This window comes from Citrobacter sp. Cb028, from assembly GCF_030336705.1.
Classification (GTDB): domain Bacteria; phylum Pseudomonadota; class Gammaproteobacteria; order Enterobacterales; family Enterobacteriaceae; genus Citrobacter; species Citrobacter braakii.
Map to the genome: position 1 here is coordinate 217,064 of NZ_JAOWCZ010000031.1, position 22,231 is coordinate 239,294.

Below are 22,231 nucleotides of genomic sequence, written 5' to 3' on the forward strand. Positions count from 1 at the left end.
GATGTGGCATGAAGGCCGGATAAGACGCGTGAGCGTCGTCATCCGGCAATCAGATCTTTACCCTAACAACCTCTTCGCTTCGCGCGCAACGTTATCCATTTCATCCAGAAGCTCTAAAAACTCAGGCTCCAGCTCTTCTTCTTTGCTCCCGCTACGTAATTGCTGCTCAATCAGCTGACACAGGTTTTTCATGCGGGGAACGCCGCTATAACCGCAACTGCCATGCAGTTTATGGATCATATCCACCAGTCCTTCATGGTTTTCACCTACCAGCTGTTCTTCAATTTTGTTACGCACTTCGGGCAGAAAATCGAGCAGCATTTGCAGCATATCCCGCGCCAGATCGTTTTTACCGGCGGCTTGCCTTAACGCCAGTTGCCAGTCGAGTGTGGTATTCGGATTGACGACCGGTTCAACAGCGAGCGCCCTCAGCGATGAGCTCGCGCCGGGTTTGTAGCGTAACAGCAGATTATGCAGCTTATCTTCTTCGATAGGCTTCGCCAGGTAATCGTTCATCCCGGCGCTGAGCAGCTTCTCTTTTTGCCCAGCCATGGCATGCGCGGTGACCGCAATGACCGGCGTCTGTTGTTGATGAGGAAGCTGGTGGATCAGTTCGCAGGCGCGAATACCGTCCATGTCTGGCATCTGAATATCCATCAGGATGAGATCAAACTGCATCTGTTTGGCGCGATCTACTGCCTGATGTCCGCTGTCGCAGAGCACGACGTGCTGCACTTTATCTTCCAGCAGTGCGCCAATCAGCTTGAGGTTCGCCGGGTTGTCGTCCACCGCCATGACGGTCATCGCAATTTTGCTCTCGTCTAACAGTAGCGGAGCCGCGCTGTGGTTCAGTTGACAATACTCTGTCAACGCTGGCAGTAAGCGGGTTGAGGTAAGAGGTTTCAACAGGCACGCCGCCGCGCCGCCCTGCTTTAATTTCTCAGCGTTGATCTGCGCATGGCAAGGCAGAGCCAGTAACAAAAAGTCGGTCATCGCCGCTGCGCTTGCCAGCCGCTCATGCTGCATAGTGAGCGGTTCGCGTAAAGTGACCGGTATGCCAAGCAGCAGAATATCGTAGTGATCCTTCGGCAGCCCGGAGAATGAAGGGCTGTAAATCACTTCCAGCGGCGTTTCACTCAAGATATCTAACGTGCATTGCGCGGCTGTGGCGTTAGGTTCAACGTAGGCCAGCCGCTTTCCGGCCAGACAGTGCGTGGTTGAGCGATCCACGAGAACGTTAGGGTTGAGATCGAGGCTGATATGGAACCAGAACGTGGAGCCCCGGTTCGGCTGGCTGTGGAAGGAGATATCCCCGCCCATTTCATTGACCAGCTTTTGCGTAATGACCAGGCCCAGTCCTGTCCCGCCGTGGCGGCGGGAAATACTGGCATCGGCCTGGCGGAAGGCCTGGAACAGGCGTGACTGATCGCGCTCAGGGATGCCAATTCCGGTATCGCGGATTTGCACTTCAATTTGCACTTTCGTGTTACTGAGGGCGCGTTTCTCGACCAGAATGTCGATATTGCCGCCTTCGGTAAATTTGATGGCATTGCCAACCAGATTAGTGATTACCTGCTGTAAGCGCAGCGGGTCCCCGATGACGTTGTCCGGCACGTCATTCTTAATATTTAGCGTCAGCTCAAGCCCTTTATCATGGGATGAGTGCGCTAACAGCGTGACGACGTCATCCAGCGTGCTACGTAGCGGGAATGGGATGCTTTCCAGAATCAGTTTGCCCGCCTCAAGTTTGGAGAAGTCGAGCACATCATTGATGATGGCCAACAGATTGTTGGCCGAGCGTTCAATCGTATTCAGGTGATCGCGCTGCGTCGTGTTGAGCTCGGTTTTAAGCGTCAGGCGGGTGAAGCCAATCACGCCATTCAGCGGCGTACGCAGCTCATGCGACATGTTAGCCAGAAACTCAGACTTAATACGCGCCGCTTCCTGGGCGCGTTTCTTCGCCAGATCCAGTTCGACGTTCTGGATTTCCATCTGCTCCAACGTTTCGCGCAGGTCAGAGGTGGCCTGGTCGATGTTGTGCTGCATCTCTTCATGGTAGGCCGCAAGTGACATCGCCATCGAGTTGATGCCATTTTTGAGCATATCCAGCTCGCCCAACATGAAACCTTCGACGCGGCTGTCGAGCTGGCCTCTACGTATTCGGTCAACGGTATTCACCATATTGCGAATCGGGCCAGTCACGTCGCGCATCAGACGCCAGCCAAAAATTAACGCAATACCGATACAAAACAGCATCATTACGCTGGAGATAAAGATCTCTTTATACTGCTGCAATCGTACTGACTTGAGGTCCAGCTCAAGCGCTACATACCCCAGCATATTTTCCGTATTTTTGGCGTCGCTGACGGCAGATTCATCCGGCGAATAGCTTTCCGATATAATTGGCGTTCGCAGGATCATGATATCCCCGAGCCGGGTGACGCTCAGCTTACGGGGAAATGGTGAACCGGTTGCCAGCTGCATTTCAGACGGATCGAGATGAAAATTGGATGTGACAAACAGCCGGTTATTCTCGTCATAGACAGAAATTGCCCGCACGATATCGGAATGGCGACGATGCAGCACGCTGATAAGTTGGCCGATGGATTCTCTGTTTTGCAGATTCATGCCATATTCGCTGGAGACCGCGAGTGGCTCAATGATGCTGGCGCCAGCATCTTCCAGTTGACGCTGCAAGTCGTTATAGCGATGCACAACAAAAAAGATACTGAGCAGCAAACCAATCAGGACGGTCGGGGCCAGGATCAGAATCATCATGCGTGCGCGCAGGCTGTAGTTGGTCATGGAGTTCCGTTATGGGACAATTAGGGTCACACTGTTAAATAGAGATATATCTCGTCGATGGCGCAATTCTACTCTGCAAAACGACGCGTGACGACGCGTCAGATCATAACCGTTACCGTCAATGACCTTGATCCTTTCGGCCAGGGCGTTGCTCGCCATAACGGAAAGGCGTTGTTTATACCGGAATTGCTACCTCAGGAAAGCGCCGAGGTGGTGATTACCGAAGATAAAAAACAGTTCGCCCGCGCGCAAGTAAAACGACGTTTAAACGACAGTCCGCAGCGTGAAGTGCCACGTTGCCCGCATTTTGGCGTGTGCGGCGGCTGCCAGCAGCAGCATGCCAGCATCTCGTTGCAGCAGCGTAGCAAAAGCGCGGCGTTGTCGCGTTTAATGAAATGTGAAGTGTCGGATGTTATAGCTGATACCCCGTGGGGCTATCGTCGTCGCGCCAGGTTGAGCCTGAACTATCGGCCAAAAGAACAAAAATTGCAGATGGGGTTTCGCAAATCCGCATCCAGCGACATTATCGATGTTAAACAATGCCCTATTTTGGTGCCCCAGCTTGAAGCGCTCTTGCCCCACATCCGGGCGTGTCTGGAAAGTCTGCAAGGGTTACGCCATCTTGGTCATGTCGAGCTGGTGCAGGCGGGGAGCGGAACCCTGATGATTTTGCGCCACACGGCGCCATTAAGTGTTCAGGATAAAGAAAAACTGGAATGCTTTTCGCATTCTCAGGGGCTGTCTTTGTTTCTGGCCCCGCAAAGCGAGATACTGGAATCAATATCAGAAGAGTCGCCCTGGTATGACTCAAATGGACTACGGTTAACCTTCAGCCCGCGTGATTTTATTCAGGTCAATGAAGGGGTAAACCAACAAATGGTGGCCCGTGCGCTCGAATGGCTGGATGTGCAACCTGAAGATCGCGTACTCGATCTGTTCTGTGGAATGGGTAATTTTACCCTGCCGTTGGCAACCCGGGCTGCAAACGTGGTGGGGGTGGAAGGGGTACCGGCGCTGGTGGAAAAAGGCCGGGAAAACGCGCTGAATAACGGATTACACAATGTGACATTCTTTCATGAAAACCTTGAGGAAGATGTTACCCGGCAGCCGTGGGCGAAAAACGGATTCGACAAAGTATTGCTCGATCCTGCGCGTGCGGGGGCTGCAGGTGTGATGCAACATATTATAAAATTAGAACCTATACGCGTTGTTTATGTATCCTGTAACCCGGCAACGCTGGCTCGTGACAGCGATGCTTTGCTCGACGCGGGATATGTCATACGGCGACTGGCGATGCTCGATATGTTCCCGCACACTGGACACCTGGAATCAATGGTCCTGTTTGAGCGTATGTAATAAATTTTGTACCCATTGGATTTCGGGTGGTAATGCAGCGTGAAAGACAATGGGTATGGCTTGTCGACTTCGACAGGCCAGGCCCCTTAAGGAGAGGACAATGGTTGCGGTAAGAAGTGCACATATAAATAAAGCTGGTGAGTTTGATCCAAAGAAATGGATCGCGAGTCTGGGGATCTCCAGCCAGCAGTCGTGTGAACGCTTAGCCGAAACCTGGGCGTACTGCCAGCAGCAGACACAGGGGCATCCGGATGCGGATCTGCTGTTATGGCGTGGCGTGGAGATGGTTGAAATACTCTCCATGTTGAGCATGGATATCGACACGCTGCGCGCAGCAATGCTGTTCCCTCTGGCAGATGCCAACGTGGTCAGTGAAGACATCCTGCGCGAGAGCGTGGGCAAATCCATTGTTCATCTTATCCACGGCGTGCGGGATATGGCGGCAATACGCCAGCTTAAGGCCACTCATACCGATTCAGTCTCTTCCGAACAGGTCGATAACGTTCGCCGCATGCTGCTGGCTATGGTGGATGATTTCCGCTGTGTGGTCATCAAGCTGGCCGAACGAATTGCACATCTGCGTGAAGTGAAGGACGCACCGGAAGATGAACGCGTTCTGGCGGCAAAAGAGTGCACCAATATCTATGCGCCGCTGGCCAACCGTTTGGGTATCGGGCAATTAAAATGGGAACTGGAAGATTACTGCTTCCGTTACCTGCACCCGGCTGAATACAAACGTATTGCCAAGCTGCTGCACGAACGTCGCATCGATCGCGAGCATTACATTGATGAGTTCGTCGGTCATTTGCGCTCAGAGATGAAAACGGAAGGCGTCAAAGCCGAAGTGTACGGACGTCCGAAACACATCTACAGCATCTGGCGCAAAATGCAGAAAAAGCAGCTGGCCTTCGATGAACTTTTCGACGTGCGCGCGGTGCGTATCGTGGCGGAGCGTTTACAGGACTGCTATGCCGCGCTCGGGATAGTGCATACTCACTATCGCCATCTGCCGGATGAGTTCGATGACTATGTCGCTAACCCGAAACCCAACGGCTATCAGTCAATTCATACGGTTGTGCTGGGACCGGGCGGGAAAACCATTGAAATTCAGATCCGTACGAAACAGATGCACGAAGATGCCGAACTGGGCGTTGCGGCACACTGGAAGTACAAAGAGGGCACCGCTTCAGGCGTAGCGCGTTCTGGTCATGAAGATCGTATTGCATGGCTGCGTAAGCTGATCGCCTGGCAGGAAGAGATGGCGGACTCTGGTGAAATGCTGGATGAAGTCCGTAGCCAGGTCTTTGATGACCGAGTGTACGTCTTTACGCCAAAAGGCGACGTTGTGGACTTACCTGCAGGCTCCACACCGCTCGATTTTGCTTATCATATTCACAGTGATGTGGGGCATCGTTGCATTGGCGCGAAAATTGGCGGGCGCATCGTACCGTTTACCTACCAGTTGCAGATGGGCGATCAAATTGAAATTATCACCCAGAAACAGCCTAACCCAAGCCGCGACTGGCTGAACCCTAACCTCGGCTATGTCACCACCAGTCGGGGGCGTTCGAAGATCCACGCCTGGTTCCGTAAACAGGACCGCGACAAAAACATCCTTGCTGGCCGCCAGATCCTCGACGATGAGCTGGCGCATTTAGGCATTAGCCTGAAAGAAGCGGAAAAGCACCTGCTGCCGCGCTACAGCTTCAATGAGCTGGATGAGCTGCTGGCGGCGATTGGTGGGGGGGATATTCGCCTCAACCAGATGGTGAACTTCCTGCAGGCGCAGTTTAATAAGCCAAGCGCAGCCGAACAGGATGCCGCCGCGCTGAAACAGCTTCAGCAGAAAACGCAGGCGCCGCAGAGTCGCCGTAAAGACGACGGTCGCGTGGTGGTGGAAGGGGTGGGTAACCTGATGCACCACATCGCGCGCTGCTGCCAGCCGATTCCAGGCGATGAAATTGTCGGGTTTATCACTCAGGGCCGCGGTATTTCCGTGCACCGGGCGGATTGCGAACAGTTGACCGAGCTGCGCTCCCATGCGCCGGAACGTATTGTTGATGCGGTTTGGGGCGAAAGCTACTCGGCAGGATATTCGCTGGTGGTTCGCGTCCAGGCTAACGATCGCAGCGGCTTATTACGTGATATCACCACGATTCTTGCCAACGAGAAGGTGAACGTGCTGGGGGTTGCCAGCCGGAGTGATACCAAACAGCAGCTGGCTACCATCGATATGACCATCGAAATCTATAACTTGCAGGTGCTCGGGCGCGTGCTCGGCAAGTTGAACCAGGTGCCGGATGTGATCGACGCACGTCGTCTGCACGGTAATTAATTATTTAATAGGCCAGATAAGTTTGCATGCCTGGTGAGGCGCGTTAGCGTTGCCATCAGGCATTGCCATGTTGCCGGATATCGGCTGTCGTCTTATCGGGCTTCGCGTATTGAAATTTCAGGATATTCCAATGAACCAAATCGACCGACTGCTCGGTATTATGCAGCGCCTGCGCGACCCGGAAAACGGTTGTCCCTGGGACAAAGAGCAGACATTCGCCACTATTGCCCCTTACACCCTCGAAGAAACCTATGAAGTGCTGGACGCAATTGCGCGGGAAGACTTCGACGACCTGCGTGGAGAGCTGGGTGACTTGCTGTTCCAGGTGGTGTTTTACGCCCAGATGGCGCAGGAAGAAGGACGTTTCGATTTCAATGATATTTGCGCCGCCATCAGCGATAAGCTTGAGCGTCGCCACCCACATGTTTTTGCTGATGTTTCTGCCAGTAACAGCACTGAGGTGTTGACCCGCTGGGAGCAGATCAAAAGCGAAGAACGCGCCCAGAAGGCGCAGCATTCCGCACTCGACGATATTCCCCGTAGTTTACCGGCGTTAATGCGCGCCCAAAAAATCCAGAAACGCTGCTCTAATGTTGGCTTCGACTGGAAAACATTAGGACCGGTTGTCGACAAGGTTTACGAAGAGATCGATGAAGTCATGTTTGAGGCGAAGCAGGCTGTTGTCGACCAGGCTAAACTGGAGGAGGAAATGGGCGACCTGCTGTTTGCTACGGTCAATATGGCTCGGCATTTAGGCACTAAAGCAGAGACCGCATTGCAAAAAGCGAACGAGAAATTTGAGCGCCGTTTTCGTGAGGTTGAGCGAATTGTAGCGGCCCGGGGTCTGGAAATGACTGGTGTTGATCTGGAAACTATGGAAGAAGTCTGGCAACAGGTAAAACGGCAGGAAATTGATCTCTAAGGGATTTCGTCGGTCAAGGGCGATTTGTGTGATTTTTTAAATAACAAGCGCTTGATTTACGTCAAAAACATTTACCCCAAAGGGGCTATTTTCTCACTCCCGATGTTTATGTGAGCCTGGTGAAGAGGAGGAATAATGAAAGTTTGTGGCGCTCGTCATGTTCGGGTATACTACTTTCCCGTCTTGGTAATTCCATCGTTTCACCCTAACTTCTCAGGTCCAGCATGACAACGAACTATATTTTTGTGACCGGCGGGGTCGTATCCTCTCTGGGTAAAGGCATTGCCGCAGCCTCCCTGGCAGCCATTCTTGAGGCTCGTGGCCTCAACGTGACCATGATGAAACTGGATCCGTATATCAACGTCGATCCAGGTACTATGAGTCCAATCCAACACGGGGAAGTGTTCGTTACTGAAGACGGCGCTGAAACCGACCTGGACCTGGGTCACTATGAGCGTTTCATTCGTACCAAAATGACTCGCCGCAATAACTTCACTACCGGTCGAATTTACTCCGATGTCCTGCGCAAAGAGCGCCGTGGTGACTATCTGGGTGCAACCGTACAGGTTATCCCGCACATCACCAACGCGATTAAAGAGCGTGTCCTTGCCGGTGGCGAAGGTCATGACGTCGTTCTGGTTGAAATCGGCGGTACGGTCGGTGATATCGAATCCCTGCCATTCCTGGAAGCGATTCGCCAATTAGCGGTAGATATCGGTCGTGAACACGCGCTGTTCATGCACCTGACTCTGGTTCCTTACCTGGCCGCTGCCGGTGAAGTCAAAACTAAACCGACTCAGCACTCGGTAAAAGAGTTGCTGTCTATTGGTATCCAGCCTGACATTCTGATCTGTCGTTCCGATCGCGCGGTTCCGGCCAACGAACGTGCAAAAATTGCATTGTTCTGTAACGTGCCAGAAAAAGCCGTTATTTCAATGAAAGATGTCGATTCCATCTATAAAATTCCAGGCCTGTTGAAATCCCAGGGCCTTGACGATTATATTTGTAAACGATTCAGCTTGAACTGTCCGGAAGCTAATCTGTCAGAATGGGAACAGGTTATCTACGAAGAAGCGAATCCGGCAGGCGAAGTGACTATCGGTATGGTCGGCAAGTATATTGAACTGCCGGATGCCTATAAGTCAGTTATCGAAGCATTGAAGCACGGTGGTCTGAAGAATCGTGTCACCGTCAACATTAAGCTGATTGATTCGCAAGATGTCGAAACGCGCGGCGTTGAGATCCTGAAAGGTCTTGATGCAATCCTGATCCCTGGCGGCTTCGGCTACCGTGGTGTTGAAGGTAAGATCGCGACAGCGCGCTTTGCGCGTGAAAACAATGTTCCTTATCTGGGTATTTGCCTGGGTATGCAGGTTGCGTTGATTGAATTTGCACGTAACGTAGTGGGTATGGATAACGCCAACTCCACGGAATTTGTGCCAGACTGTAAGTACCCGGTGGTGGCCCTGATTACCGAATGGCGCGATGAAGACGGCAACGTTGAAGTCCGTACCGAGAAGAGCGATCTGGGCGGCACAATGCGCCTTGGCGCCCAGCAGTGTCAGTTGAGCGACGATAGCCTGGTTCGTCAGCTGTACGGCGCGCCGACAATTGTTGAACGCCATCGCCACCGTTACGAAGTCAACAATATGCTGTTGAAACAGATTGAAGCTGCGGGTCTGCGTATTGCAGGCCGTTCCGGTGATGATCAGTTGGTCGAGATCATTGAGGTACCGAATCATCCGTGGTTCGTGGCCTGTCAGTTCCACCCGGAATTTACTTCCACGCCACGTGATGGGCACCCGCTGTTTGCCGGCTTTGTGAAAGCCGCCAGTGAACATCAGAAGCGTCAGGCGAAGTAAGAAGTAAAAAAGTTAGAACGGCAATGCACCCATCCGGGTGCATTGTTTGTCTGGAGTTTTAGTTTAACTTGTACTGAGGAAAATCTAATGTCCAAAATCGTTAAAATCATCGGTCGTGAAATCATCGACTCCCGTGGTAACCCGACTGTTGAAGCCGAAGTACACCTGGAAGGTGGTTTCGTTGGTATGGCAGCAGCTCCGTCAGGTGCTTCTACTGGTTCCCGCGAAGCACTGGAACTGCGCGACGGCGACAAATCCCGTTTCATGGGTAAAGGCGTACTGAAAGCTGTTGCAGCTGTTAACGGCCCAATTGCTCAGGCTCTGCTGGGTAAAGATGCTAAAGATCAGGCTGGCATCGACAAGATCATGATCGATCTGGACGGTACTGAAAACAAATCCAACTTCGGTGCAAACGCCATCCTGGCTGTGTCCCTGGCGAACGCCAAAGCAGCAGCTGCTGCTAAAGGCCTGCCGCTGTATGCACACATCGCTGAACTGAACGGTACTCCGGGCAAATACTCCATGCCGGTTCCGATGATGAACATCATCAACGGTGGTGAGCACGCTGACAACAACGTTGACATCCAGGAGTTCATGATTCAGCCGGTTGGCGCTAAAACCCTGAAAGAAGCCGTACGTATGGGTTCTGAAGTGTTCCATAACCTGGCTAAAGTTCTGAAAGCTAAAGGTATGAACACTGCAGTAGGTGACGAAGGCGGCTACGCGCCGAACCTGGGTTCCAACGCTGAAGCTCTGGCTGTAATCGCTGAAGCGGTTAAAGCAGCTGGCTACGAGCTGGGCAAAGACATCACCCTGGCGATGGACTGTGCAGCTTCTGAATTCTACAAAGACGGTAAATACGTTCTGGCTGGCGAAGGCAACAAAGCATTCACCTCCGAAGAATTCACTCACTTCCTGGAAGAACTGACCAAACAGTACCCGATCGTGTCCATCGAAGATGGTCTGGACGAGTCTGACTGGGACGGTTTCGCATACCAGACTAAAGTTCTGGGCGACAAAATCCAGCTGGTTGGTGACGATCTGTTCGTAACCAACACCAAGATCCTGAAAGAAGGCATCGAAAAAGGCATCGTTAACTCCATCCTGATCAAATTCAACCAGATCGGTTCTCTGACCGAAACTCTGGCTGCGATCAAAATGGCGAAAGACGCTGGCTACACCGCTGTCATCTCTCACCGTTCTGGCGAAACTGAAGACGCTACCATCGCTGACCTGGCTGTTGGTACCGCTGCAGGCCAGATCAAAACCGGTTCTATGAGCCGTTCTGACCGCGTTGCTAAGTACAACCAGCTGATTCGTATCGAAGAAGCTCTGGGTGAACAAGCGCCGTACAACGGTCGTAAAGAGATCAAAGGTCAGGCGTAATCCTGTTCTTTAACTCTTAACGTAAAAACCCGCTGCGGCGGGTTTTTTTATGCGTTCAGCGGAATTTGACGCAGATAAATCTGCTGGCTGTTTTTACCTGCAAGTTTCTGAAGAAAGCAAAATAGCGCATGATTCGTTCGCAGATTAAACTTTTTGCGGATGATGTATTTATGCACATAGAGCGTTTTCTCTGAGATTGACATATTGCGGGCAATCTCAGATGTCGTTATGCCCTGACAGATAAAGGACATAATGCGCCTTTGCTGTCTGGTCAGGACTTTATGTGGACAATGAAAACATAATGTTTTCCCTGGCTGTATTTGCTTTTTTCTTGATTCCCGCCAGGCAGTTAATACTTTCTCTTTAACTGTCGACAGTGAGTCCTGTCGGTGAATAAAAATGATCCGGGCAATGCAAAAGGGCAGATCGGAAGGGGAGTCAATCACTTCATCGGTTAAGCCAATAATAATGCCTGTTGTCCTGTTCTGCAGTTCAGGAAAACACATGAGATGCTCTCCCGGAGCCAGAGAAATAACGACGATATCTGCCTTATCAAAGTTTTGTTGGGAGTAGGATGTTAAAAAGCCAATTTTATTGGCGGTTCTTCCAAGGAATATCTCTATAAAAAAATGTTTCAATCCTTCGCGATAAAATTCGTAAGGGTCCTGTATGAGTATTTTCATATTAAATATACCAGAGCCAGTAGAGGCATTTATTAATAATAATTAGGGTGGTTTTTTTAGTAATTCAAATTCATTTGCACCAAAGAATTAAACGTATTGGGAAGGGGGCAGATACCAGTCAGTAAAAAGATCGCTGGATACAGGGGACAAAGCGCCAGGATAGAATAATTCATTTGTTGCACCATGATAAATATCCTTTACACAGAAATAGTTCGGTTTACTGATAAGTCATTGTGAATTGCAAAATAGTAACTTAATTGTAAGTAAAGTTGGCCTGAACGATACCAGCGATCGTCCCCGGCATCACATTGCCTTTGGAATAGGCCCGGGCACGTAAATTGTATGTAACGGTACGATCGGCCAGGACTGATTGAGTAATATTCGTATTATTTCCTTTCAGGTAACCGGTGCTGACCTGGATCAGTTCTATCGCAACGTTCGCCGTTCCGGTATTTTTATAGCGTACCGGAAAGTCGGGATCTTCCGTTCCGGTAAATGTCACGACCACGCTGGTGGTTCCCACCGGGCAACTGGCAAGGTTAATGGTAAAATTTACCGGGGTAGAGGTTGTACCTGCCGCTGCAATATCTGCAGCCGGGATGTCTCCCAAATTAACATTGATATTGCTGCCACTGGCTACGACACACGGGGACGCAATAACTTTCCCGGTAATATTAATATTGACCGGTTCGGCCCCGGCAATATGGATTGTCGCTCTCAGATACAGCCCCGCCAGCGCCAGATGAATGAATCTTTTTTGAATATTCATTTTATGCCTCTCCTTGTATAATTCTGATGGCCGAGTCGCCTACTGATAAGTAATATTGAGCGTCGCAGTGGCGTTAGCGCTGCCTGCGGTCACGTTGTCTTTCGTCTGAAAATAGCGTGCGGTGAAGGCTCCCGGAGGGAATTCCTGCCCGCCTGCTGAGGTTTTCAGCACGATGTTGTTATTCAGCTTCAGGGGCGCGCCCCCATAAAGCAGCTGGATCCCGATTCCGCTCGCAACCCCTGACATCCCAGCTCCTGATAATGCCAGGATACTGTCATTGGCGGTTTCAGTACTTTGCGTCCCGCTTAACGATGCGTTAATCCGGGTGCCCGCATCACAGTTAAGGTCTATTGTGAAAGTCCGATCGCCTTTGGTGGATCCTGCACCGCTAAAACTATCCGCTAATACCGGATCCAGGGGGACAGCGATACTCGCGTTATTTATTGCGCATGCCTGGACCGTCACCACCACTGACCCCGCACCTGACCAGATGGGATTTAAATCCCACTGTCCGCTTTGATTATTTAACGAATAGCTTGAGGTTACAGACGGTATTGTCGTTATTGCTCCTGAGGAGACATTGGGCCTGGTTTTCACAAATTGCAATGATGCACCCATGGATAAACCCTGCGTGTCCTTTTTAAGTATATGGCAGGTATAAGTCCGGGTTGAGTTTGAAATATGATCGTCAAATTGCACCGGGCAAAAAGACAATGAGCCTGTATTCAGGGCAAAATTATAACGAACGCCAATTCCGTCAACATTCGTGGGATAGACATCGGTATAACCTGCAACGGGGGCTGAATTAACCTGTAAACGCAAGTACACATCTCTGTCGGCGTCAGGATCCCCGAAGCAACCCAGCCCCCATACTTCGCTGCCAATAGATCCAAATTTATTACTGAAAACATTCATGGTGGCGTCGTCACGTTGATAATTTAACGCTCCTGAGAACGTATAATACCCGCCGGAATTTACACAGCTGGCCGCTTCAACAGAGGCAGTAAACGCACCGGTTAACCCAAGTACCAGGACGAATATATGATTCTTCTGTATCTGTAACATAACGCATACCCTCGCCGCTATTTCAGGTGACTATTCTCAGCAACCCATTCAGAGCCTGGCTCTAAGCAGGGTGGTTTTGTTTATCGGTAAGTAAAATTCATTTGTACCAGGGAATTAAACGTACCGGGGAGGGTAGTGTCAGAGACAATCACCCGACCAGCCAGTAAAAAGGTCGCCTTGCGCTGAGCGTCAACCAGGACGTTCATGCTGCTGCCGTTTCCCTGCACCTGCGCCTTGTTTGTGTCCTGGGCCATTTGCACGGCGGCGTTGGCGGCGGTCCCCGTACTGGCATACAGCGTGGGATCTTCTACGGCCGGCTGTCCGTTGAACGTCACGTCCACCGATGTCGTTCCTGCCGGGCATTTGAAAAGCCTCACCTCAAAGGATTTCCACGCGGAAGCATTTCCGTCGGCGCGCATTTCATTTAAGCGGAGCTGGCCGAAATTAACGCTCTGGTTTTGCGAGGCGATCTCGACCACGCAGGGAGACGCCACAACATGACCACCGATATTGATCTCCGCAGCATATGCAGGGCACGCCAGACAAAGCGCGGGGAGAACATATTTCATTTGTTGCTGCATAATAAACACCCGTAGAGCAGAGAAGTCAGGTTTACTGATAGGTGAAGGTGACTTGTGAAACAGTCACTATCGTGCCGGGCATAACGTCTGCCGCTGCAGCAATGGCGCGTGCGCCTATCGGGAAGGAGACAGTGCGGTCGGATGCAACATTACGCTTTAATGTGGTTCCCGGACCTAAAAACTTACCGTTACCGGAACCCAGACTCTCTTTAAGCTGTACGTTAACATTGGTTGCCGTCCCGGTATTGGCATAATCCCCGGGGCTGTTCGCTGCTGGCGTTCCGGAAAAGGCCGCCGTTACCGATGTTGTGCCAAAAGGACAATCTTTTAAGATTAAATAAAAGATTTTGAATGCCGTGACGTTACCAGGCTGTGCCAGGGCGGTGGCCTGAATATCATCACCCAAATTAACATTGAGCTGTGATTGGGTGGTGTCAACAGTACAAGGTGAGGCGACGACTTTGCCGGTAATATTAATATTGACCGGTTCTGCTTCGGCAATATTTACTGCCGCTCCCAGATATAGCCCCGCCAGCGCCAGATGAATGAATCTTTTATGAATATTCATTTAGTCCCCTCCTTTTTATAACTCAGATGGCGGAGCCGTCTACTGATAAGTAATATTGAGCGTCGCGGTGGCGTTAGCGCTGCCCGCGGTCACGCTGTCTTTCGTCTGAAAATTATCCCATGCCATACCCCCCTTTTGTTGTTCGATATTGCAGGCGGCAAGCGCAGAAAATGAGCTGCATATTAGAAAAGCAGCGCTCCAGATAATTTTCTGAAATTTCATTTTGTTCATTGGTATACCTCAATACGCAACAGGTATCAGATAAAAAATTATTTTTTTGAACGGCTAAGTTATTTACTTAATGACACCGCTCGCTAACGATCTGAATATCGCTATTTTCCGGCATCGCTTTAGCCAGGGAATAATTCACCTGACACTGCTGCTCTGCGCCGTTCCCCCATTTCACTCTTAGTTCACCGCTGTCGGCCAGACCGGTCAGATACACCTGTCCGCCATCGCCAACGATAAACGCCTGGGCGCTTTTCTGCGCGGTATCGCTGACCGTCGCGCCAAATGGCACTGGCATTCCACCTTGCAGCAATAGCGTCATCATCACGCGCTGGCCCACGCTGGCGTTAAAGCTGGCCTGCACCACGGCTCCCCGCGTCGGCACCACGTTGCGGGTGGTCTGCATCAGCTCTACGTTATCGGGCAGTGTCAGCGTATTCAGCTGCACCTGGTTTTTACGATAGGGCGAGGTATAAGGCACGATGGCATAGCCGCGCCAGTCGGTTTTCACCCCGCTCTGATTGCTCACGCCAACCCCGGAGGTTCCCGGTGCCTGAACCAGCGCCATGGTTTCACCCAGCGGTTGGCCGAAGGTGACGCCGCTGGCGTGCGCGACTATCCCGCCCTGTAGCCCGTAGTTCAGCCGCTGGCTGTTTTTGTCGTAAGCATATCCCGCAGTGACTTCAGCATAGGTTCCGCGATAGTCGGCGTTCAGATTGCCGCCGTTGCCCGTTCCCTGGCTGCCGTAACTCTGCTGGATGCTCCAGCTCAGGTTATTGCCCTCAAGCGTCGTACCATTGAGACCCACGGTGTGATTGGTGCTCCCTTTCTGGCTGCTACTGACGTTCCACGACGCGTGGGTATTACTCAACCAGCGATTCAGTGGAATGCTGATATTCAGTGAGAACACCTGGTCGTGCTCATAGACCTTTTCTTTACCGGAGCCCCCGCTGCGCGACGTCGAGTTAATGTTATAGCTGTAATTAAACCCGTAACTGATGCCGTTCCAGCTATTGTTGTAACCGGCGCTCATCGACCGCAGGGTCCGGCCGCTGTTCCAGTAGTCTTCGTTTATCAGGCTCAGCGACAGCGAGCCCGCTCTTTCCCACAAATTCTGGCTCAGCGACAGTTCAGTACGGTTACGCCTGCGCTCGAAAAACGTCGGGTTGCTCCCGCCGCGCCAGGTATCCATGACTTCTGCCAGCGTGTAATAGCCATCGGTCGAGTAGCGATAACCGGCAATGGCGAAGTTAGTCCCGGTTTCGACAATATTTTTGCTGTAGCGGATCCGCCATGACTGGCCTTTCTCCTTCGGCTGGTTCTGTATCTTCGACCAGCCCTGGGTGACATCCAGCGAAAGCGCGCCAATTTCCCCCAGATTTTTACCGACGCCCAGCGCCAGCGACTGATAGTGATCCGAGAACTGGCCGCCGCCATAGAGGGTAAAACCCCGGGGCAGGCCGTAGATCAGCGTCGCCTGGCTAAACGGCGTCTTTTCCACGCTGCGGTCATACGAACGATACTGGCCGCTGGTCAATGAATATTTCAGCCGCTGTTCACGCTGGAGCACCGGCAGTGAGGCAAACGGTACGACGAGATTCTGCTCGCTGCCGTTATCTTCTTTAATCGTCACATAGAGATCCCCGCTGCCACCGGTGGCGTACATGTCGTTGATTTCAAATGCGCCCGGCGCCACATAGCTCTGATAAATAACATACCCGTTCTGCCGGATAATCACCTGCGCATTGGTTCGCGCGATGCCTTTGATCGCCGGCGCATAGCCCTTCATGCTGTCGGGGATCATCTCCTCGTCGGACGCCAACTGCGCGCCGCGAAAAGGAACGCTGTCAAAAATATCGGACGGGGAGGCGCTGTCTCCCAGCACCAGCTGGCTCTTCAGGACACGAATATCACGGGACAAATAGGTATAGACGGTGTCCCAGCTGTCGCGACCGTTATTATCCCGCTGAAAAGTCGTGTAATTACGCAGCCGCCAGGGACCGATATTCATGCCGGGACGCAGGTTGGCGTACTGGGTCGTACTGTCCGTGCCGCTACGATCCCGCGCCCGGGTACTGGCACCGTTCACGCTGTAATTAAGCAGCAGGGCGGTGATCCCATCATCCCACTGCGTTTCAGGAACGTAATCGCGTGGATTCATCACAATGGCGGCCTGCGGAATGCTCAACAGCAGTTGCTGCGCGCTAAAGCGAAACTCTGCGCGAGCCTGGGGGATCGCGTCCAGCCTGGCACACGGCGCGGCGGCATCGCCCAGATCCGGGAACAGGTCGGTTTTGACTCCCATCGAGTTAAGCTGGCTCACGCTCAGGCATGGCGACAGAAGCGCTTTCCCGTCCGGGCCGGGCTGCATGCTGAACTCCACTTCCCGGGTTTCCTGATACTGGTTGTTAACAGAGATATCGACCCGGTAAACGCCCGGTGCCTGGCCGTTTTCCTCTTCAAATACGCTAAGATCGGTCTTTTCCTGATGCGGGTTGTCAATTTCCAGCATCAGCGGATTAAAATATTCCCTGGCGTGTGAGGCAAAAGTCGTTAAATTTAGTAGTAAAAAGGGTGTCGAAAAAAGATAAATCAGCCTGCGGATATTATTGGTTTGTGGATATTTGCGCAGGTTTTTTGGGCTCCCCATCTGTATAGTCCTTCCCTGAAGGGTAAATAATTTACGCCGGATTCCTGTGCTGTTATTTATCAGAATGAAGCACGATGAAGCTCGCCGATTCCGCCGTAATCATTAATAATTTTCCAGCTCACGCTATTACCCGCACCGCTGGGTAATTCAAAAATGGCGCTACTCTGCGGCGCAATATACCGGGCATCTTCCAGCTCTTTACCTGTAACGGTAACGCTCTGGAAATTCATATAAAATGAGGTCGGGTTACCCACCTCCAGCCGGTTGCCGCGTCGTTGCCAGGAAAGCTTATGGGTTAACACTTCCGCGGAGCCTGTTAAACCTTCAGGGCGATAGATCAGTTTGATGCGCGTCTTGACCGCGATCTGCAGCAGGTTTTTACCCTGATCTTTTTCTATCGAGGGGATACTCTTAATATTCAGCCAGTACAGCGATTCCCTATCCTGCGGTAGATTCCCGCCCGCCCGCACGACGCGCAAGACATTTTCCTGCCCGCCGTCCAGACGAAATAACGGCGGGGTGATCACAAACGGCGTTTTCTCTGCGCGATTAATTTCCGGTTCGACCCAGCTTTGCACCAGATAAGGTGCATGGTCCGGGTTGCTCACATTAATTGAAGACTCTTTCTTACTCCCATCGTAAATTAAGCGGGTGCCACCCACAATCAGGCCAGCCTGGGCTAACCCGGAGGTTATTATTAGTGCAGTCAGCAAGGTGAGAGGAATAAGTTTCATCATTAGTCATTCATTAAAAGAGTGAGGACGGACCGACAATAATCCATCGGTCCGAATAACAATTTCGTTATGCAGGTATGACGGGCTATTAATTATAAACAATGGTGAAACTTGCCATTGAATTAGCCTTGCCTGCGGTCACCGTTGTCGATGTGGCGATATAGCGCGCAATAAAATCCAGATTATTCACCACGCCGGTACCTGACGTCAGAGGGTATTGTTTGGATGCGTTATACAGCGGAATCGCGGTATTGGCATCGTCGTATAATTGAATCCCCACGCCGCCTGCCACGCCAGTTTCTGCGGTCAGGGCCAGCACGCCAGGACTCCCTGTCACCGGGGAGCCGTCAAACTTCACGGCCGCCTTGGTTGCGCTTACCGGGCAATCCGTGAGCTGCAACGTGAATTTGGTCGGTGCAGCAGTAGAGCCTGCGTTGGTAAAGGCGCTCTTACTGACCTGACCTAGTGTTACCGTCAGCGGACTGGCCGGACTATTGGTGACTTTACAGGCGGCATCAATAATCTCGCCGTTAAAATTCACCTCCCCATCAGCTGCCATCGCTGAAACTCCAGCCAGAGACGAAATCAGCACTCCCAGTGGCAGTAATTTGCTTTTCATGATCTATTCCTTGAGTATATTCAATTTATTAGTATTAATGTATTGCCAGGCAAACGGCAGCTTTTTGAAATTTATCAATAGAATATCGTCCCGTTTCCAGGCTCACAGATCTCTAATGATAATATTAATAAGAATGACAGTTCCCTGCTTTTATATTTAAAACGGGTTTGTCAAACGTTATAATTTGTATGAGATTATTCTTGTACATTTCAAAATATCCGGCAACACTTTTTTGGGTGTAATTTTACACCCTGTGTGTTTTCCGCGATAAAAGGGTTATGCCAGAGGGGGGGTAAGTCTTGGGAAAATAGCGACTGTCAGTTAACAAAACAAGAACATATTATAAGGGTAAACATTTCATCGAAGAGAGTACGTTATTTTTCTTCGTTGATACAATAGGTTAGTACTTTAACGGAAGATGCTCGATTGTCAAAAGGATGCCGTTTTCAATGCTGATATAGCCCCCCTTTTTAAGCTGTGCGAGGATTTTCATAATGCTGCTACGTGAAAGGCTGGTTTTCTGCTGGATATACTGCGCGGCAGAAACATCATGTCTGTATTCCGCTGGTTCACTCATCAACTCCTGTAACTGAACGCGGACAATTTCATAGGCACAGGTGGCCATGAGCCTGGTATTTATCGTATAAAGTCGTGAGGTGACTCTGAGGCTATGGCAGGCCAGCAGCCTCCAGAGATTGTGCTCGGTGACGAACTGGTTGACCTTATCGGTACGGGTAATGGCGATCTCAGAGGTACTGTGGGTCTGAATAAACATCCCCGCCTCGGCGTAAAGTGTTCCACTGAGACCCATGATCCCTGGCACATACAGCGTGCCCAGCAGAATTTCACTCGTCTGATGATAGACGTTGCACACGCCGCTTCGTACCAGATAGCAGTACGCAACGCCATTATTATAAAGATATAACCGGGTGTTGGGAGGATACATAGCAAAAGTCGCCAGAGGAGCCAGGCTTTCCAGCAGTTCGGCGGTAGCGGAGAGGATCAGACTGCGATCCGGATGTTCGGTATCCATAACATACTCCTCATGTTGATTGACGCTCACTTAAAATTTGACTCAGAATTATCCGATAGATCTTAATCTTATTTCTTTTTAAATCAATATCTTCAAAGTAATATTTAATCTTGTTTATATAACAAAATAATTCTGATAAGTAATTTATGGTTTTATTACTTATTTCCTTTTACTAAAATGGTTGTAATATCAAATTGGATGATTTTTAAGATGAATGAATTCAGTACCCATAATAGTATTATGGATATTTGTGCAAGTTGTTTATGGGTGTAATTTTACACCCATAAACAACTTTTAAAAATCTAAAACAATTATCATAATTATCGTTTATGTGAGGGGAGTGCGTTAGGGGGATGTTCATAAGCCTATGGAGGGATTTATTTGTGAATAATAAAAAAAGAGCCACCTCAATAAGTTACAGCATCAGACACAAAAAGCCTCTGGCTGATATCAATCAACTGATAAGCATCCTTACACCTTCAGCCAATAAGTTGACGCTCGCCAATAAGCAGTCACTTAACTTTAGAGTGGATGGGGAGCATAAATGTTTTTTACTTCATCACGGTAACATTACGCTTTATCGCCATGCCGACGGTATTGCCTTAAATTCAGAATCAGCTCCCTACATATTTGGCTTAAGTACGCAGTTGCTGGAGCATGATTATTTCTATATCAGAACGAATGAGACTTCTGATATTAGCGTTCTTTCTATTGCCGATGCCAACCGGATTATCGACAGGAGTAACCTGTGGAAAGGCGTAGCCGCGCTATTAATTTATAGTGCGACAAGAATGTTCGATCACTGCACGAAGATCTCGGCATTATCTTCTTATGAGATTATATGCTATCAGCTCTATGAACTGATGGATGAAACAGAAGAGGTGAGAAATAATGTCAGCATTGTTTCTTATATTTTAAGCCGTACCTTTCTGTCGCGCAGCAGCATCATGAAGATACTGGCTCAGCTGAAGACCGGAAATTATATCGAGACTGAAAAAGGCCTGCTCAGAGCGATAAACAACATACCTTCAAAATATTAAATCATCACCGCTGGCGACAGCACCTTAAGGCACAGAGGCGCGGCGGCTCCCGTACATGACCTGATGACCGAAATCTGCGATACTTATGCTTTATCCCCCTCACAGAGATGACTATGCAGTACCCGATTAACGAGATGTTCCAGACCCTGCAAGGTGAGGGTTACTTTACCGGCGTCCCCGCCATTTTTATTCGTTTACAGGGATGCCCGGTTGGCTGTGCCTGGTGCGATACCAAACACACCTGGGATAAGCTTGAGGATCGGGAAGTTTCCCTGTACAGCATCCTGGCTAAGACCAAAGAGAGCGATAAATGGGGCGCGGCGAGTAGCGAGGATCTGCTGGCGGTCATTGTGCGTCAGGGCTATACCGCCCGTCACGTGGTGATAACCGGTGGCGAGCCCTGCATTCATGACCTGATGCCGCTGACAGACCTGCTGGAAAAGAACGGCTTTAGCTGCCAGATTGAAACCAGCGGTACCCACGAAGTGCGCTGTACGCCGAATACCTGGGTGACCGTATCGCCGAAGGTGAATATGCGCGGCGGTTATGATGTGCTGTCGCAGGCGCTGGAGCGTGCGAATGAAATCAAACATCCGGTTGGTCGCGTTCGCGATATTGAAGCGCTGGATGAACTGCTGGCTACGTTGAGCGACGACAAACCGCGCATCATCGCCTTACAGCCAATCAGCCAGAAAGAAGATGCCACGCGTTTGTGTATTGATACCTGTATCGCGCGGAACTGGCGTCTGTCGATGCAGACCCATAAGTATCTGAATATTGCCTGATGATAATGGGTTTATCGGCCTGCATTGAGTGCTACATGCAGGCCGGATAACCTTATGCGTTCGACCAGCTCTGAATCGAATTAACGTTATCCAGGCCGCCGTGCAGTACTTCATACGACTTTTTCAGGATCACATCGGTGTGCTGGGTTAAATCGCGGAAAATCCCTTTGTTCAGCGCCAAAGTCTCTTTAATGCCATTGCGGTTGTCGAGGGACGAGGCAGGAATCCATAACGCTCGGCCAGCAGGTTGTTGCCCCTTCCGCCAGTACCACATAGCGGGCACGCAGCGTAAAGCACAAGCGGTGCCCGCTATCCCTGCACCGATAATAATAATATCGAAATCGTCAGACATGTTGTGCTCCAGATATCCAGAGCACATAACCCTAACAGAGTGTTAGTTAAGGAAAATTGACCGTTGCCACAGACGATACAATCATTCCCCGCGATACACGCAGCCTGCTGTGCAGGTCTCTTTCACCATTACGGCACTCAGCAGAGGGACAACCGGTTTAACCTGATCCCAAATCCATTTGGCCAGTACTTCACTGGTTGGGTTTTCTAAGCCAGGAATATCGTTCAGATAGTAGTGATCGAGTCTGTTGTAAGTTGGCTTAAACGCGGCTTTTAACTCAGAAAAATCCATGATCCAACCGGTATGCGGATCGACTTCACCGGTAATTTCAAGACGCACCATAAATGAGTGACCATGCAGGCGGCCACACTTATGCCCTTCCGGTACATGCGGCAGGCGGTGAGCGGCTTCGAAGGTGAAATCTTTAAACAAGGTGGTGGACATTTTTTACTCTCAAG

At 50.6% G+C, this 22,231-nt stretch carries 19 protein-coding genes and 2 pseudogenes; 7 read left to right on the plus strand and 14 right to left on the minus strand.

What is annotated here, in order from left to right:
- Window positions 1–57: 57 nt before the first annotated feature.
- Window positions 58–2,805, minus strand: coding sequence for a two-component sensor histidine kinase BarA (gene barA, locus OGV75_RS08515; RefSeq protein ID WP_286480544.1), 2,748 nt, complete (start codon window positions 2,803–2,805; stop codon window positions 58–60).
- A gap of 57 nt (window positions 2,806–2,862) precedes the next feature.
- Here barA and rlmD point away from each other — a divergent pair, with 57 nt between their 5' ends.
- From rlmD to eno, 5 genes are all read left to right on the plus strand, one after another.
- Window positions 2,863–4,161, plus strand: coding sequence for a 23S rRNA (uracil(1939)-C(5))-methyltransferase RlmD (rlmD, locus tag OGV75_RS08520; protein ID WP_047357899.1), 1,299 nt, complete (start codon window positions 2,863–2,865; stop codon window positions 4,159–4,161).
- A 100-nt stretch (window positions 4,162–4,261) separates the two neighbouring features.
- Window positions 4,262–6,496, plus strand: coding sequence for a GTP diphosphokinase (relA, locus tag OGV75_RS08525; RefSeq protein WP_016154235.1), 2,235 nt, complete (start codon window positions 4,262–4,264; stop codon window positions 6,494–6,496).
- 130 nt (window positions 6,497–6,626) lie between these two features.
- Window positions 6,627–7,418, plus strand: coding sequence for a nucleoside triphosphate pyrophosphohydrolase (gene mazG, locus OGV75_RS08530; RefSeq protein WP_016154234.1), 792 nt, complete (start codon window positions 6,627–6,629; stop codon window positions 7,416–7,418).
- 224 nt (window positions 7,419–7,642) lie between these two features.
- Window positions 7,643–9,280: a glutamine hydrolyzing CTP synthase gene (gene pyrG, locus OGV75_RS08535; RefSeq protein WP_016154233.1), complete on the plus strand. Its 1,638-nt coding sequence runs from the start codon at window positions 7,643–7,645 to the stop codon at window positions 9,278–9,280.
- Between the two features lie 87 nt (window positions 9,281–9,367).
- A complete protein-coding gene (gene eno, locus OGV75_RS08540; RefSeq protein ID WP_003034129.1) occupies window positions 9,368–10,666 on the plus strand; it encodes a phosphopyruvate hydratase in 1,299 nt (432 codons plus the stop codon).
- A gap of 47 nt (window positions 10,667–10,713) precedes the next feature.
- Here the strand turns inward: eno and OGV75_RS08545 are convergent, their stop codons facing one another.
- From OGV75_RS08545 to OGV75_RS08590, 10 genes are all read right to left on the minus strand, one after another.
- A complete protein-coding gene (locus tag OGV75_RS08545; protein ID WP_046276147.1) occupies window positions 10,714–11,349 on the minus strand; it encodes a helix-turn-helix transcriptional regulator in 636 nt (211 codons plus the stop codon).
- A 253-nt stretch (window positions 11,350–11,602) separates the two neighbouring features.
- Window positions 11,603–12,118, minus strand: coding sequence for a fimbrial protein (locus OGV75_RS08550; protein WP_286480545.1), 516 nt, complete (start codon window positions 12,116–12,118; stop codon window positions 11,603–11,605).
- A 39-nt stretch (window positions 12,119–12,157) separates the two neighbouring features.
- Window positions 12,158–13,183: a fimbrial protein gene (locus tag OGV75_RS08555; protein ID WP_052951267.1), complete on the minus strand. Its 1,026-nt coding sequence runs from the start codon at window positions 13,181–13,183 to the stop codon at window positions 12,158–12,160.
- Between the two features lie 80 nt (window positions 13,184–13,263).
- A complete protein-coding gene (locus OGV75_RS08560; RefSeq protein WP_094168806.1) occupies window positions 13,264–13,764 on the minus strand; it encodes a fimbrial protein in 501 nt (166 codons plus the stop codon).
- A 31-nt stretch (window positions 13,765–13,795) separates the two neighbouring features.
- Window positions 13,796–14,332: a fimbrial protein gene (locus OGV75_RS08565; RefSeq protein WP_094168807.1), complete on the minus strand. Its 537-nt coding sequence runs from the start codon at window positions 14,330–14,332 to the stop codon at window positions 13,796–13,798.
- Between the two features lie 39 nt (window positions 14,333–14,371).
- The gene (locus OGV75_RS08570; protein ID WP_046276151.1) at window positions 14,372–14,563 is read right to left on the minus strand and encodes a hypothetical protein; all 192 of its coding nucleotides are present in this window, start codon (window positions 14,561–14,563) and stop codon (window positions 14,372–14,374) included.
- 67 nt (window positions 14,564–14,630) lie between these two features.
- Complete coding sequence (locus tag OGV75_RS08575; protein ID WP_286480546.1) at window positions 14,631–17,210, minus strand: fimbria/pilus outer membrane usher protein; 2,580 nt, start codon at window positions 17,208–17,210, stop codon at window positions 14,631–14,633.
- 59 nt (window positions 17,211–17,269) lie between these two features.
- Entirely contained in the window at window positions 17,270–17,944 is a 675-nt protein-coding gene (locus OGV75_RS08580; protein ID WP_502873971.1) for a fimbrial biogenesis chaperone, read from the minus strand.
- Window positions 17,945–18,032: 88 nt separating this feature from the next.
- A complete protein-coding gene (locus OGV75_RS08585; protein ID WP_047499397.1) occupies window positions 18,033–18,563 on the minus strand; it encodes a fimbrial protein in 531 nt (176 codons plus the stop codon).
- Window positions 18,564–18,963: 400 nt separating this feature from the next.
- Entirely contained in the window at window positions 18,964–19,596 is a 633-nt protein-coding gene (locus tag OGV75_RS08590) for a winged helix-turn-helix transcriptional regulator (RefSeq protein WP_047499398.1), read from the minus strand.
- A 383-nt stretch (window positions 19,597–19,979) separates the two neighbouring features.
- Between OGV75_RS08590 and OGV75_RS08595 the strand changes: the two genes are divergently transcribed.
- A complete protein-coding gene (locus OGV75_RS08595; protein ID WP_286480549.1) occupies window positions 19,980–20,636 on the plus strand; it encodes a winged helix-turn-helix transcriptional regulator in 657 nt (218 codons plus the stop codon).
- Between the two features lie 113 nt (window positions 20,637–20,749).
- Window positions 20,750–21,421 (plus strand): 7-carboxy-7-deazaguanine synthase QueE, encoded by a 672-nt coding sequence (gene queE, locus OGV75_RS08600; RefSeq protein WP_016154229.1) that lies wholly within the window; start codon window positions 20,750–20,752, stop codon window positions 21,419–21,421.
- A gap of 52 nt (window positions 21,422–21,473) precedes the next feature.
- Here the strand turns inward: queE and OGV75_RS08605 are convergent.
- From OGV75_RS08605 to queD, 3 genes and pseudogenes are all read right to left on the minus strand, one after another.
- Window positions 21,474–21,599: pseudogene (locus OGV75_RS08605) on the minus strand (hypothetical protein); the annotation flags it as partial.
- Between the two features lie 96 nt (window positions 21,600–21,695).
- Window positions 21,696–21,773, minus strand: a pseudogene (locus OGV75_RS08610) (hypothetical protein); the annotation flags it as partial.
- A gap of 81 nt (window positions 21,774–21,854) precedes the next feature.
- Window positions 21,855–22,217, minus strand: a complete 363-nt coding sequence (gene queD / locus OGV75_RS08615) for a 6-carboxytetrahydropterin synthase QueD (RefSeq protein ID WP_016154218.1) — start codon at window positions 22,215–22,217, stop codon at window positions 21,855–21,857.
- Window positions 22,218–22,231 lie beyond the last annotated feature (14 nt).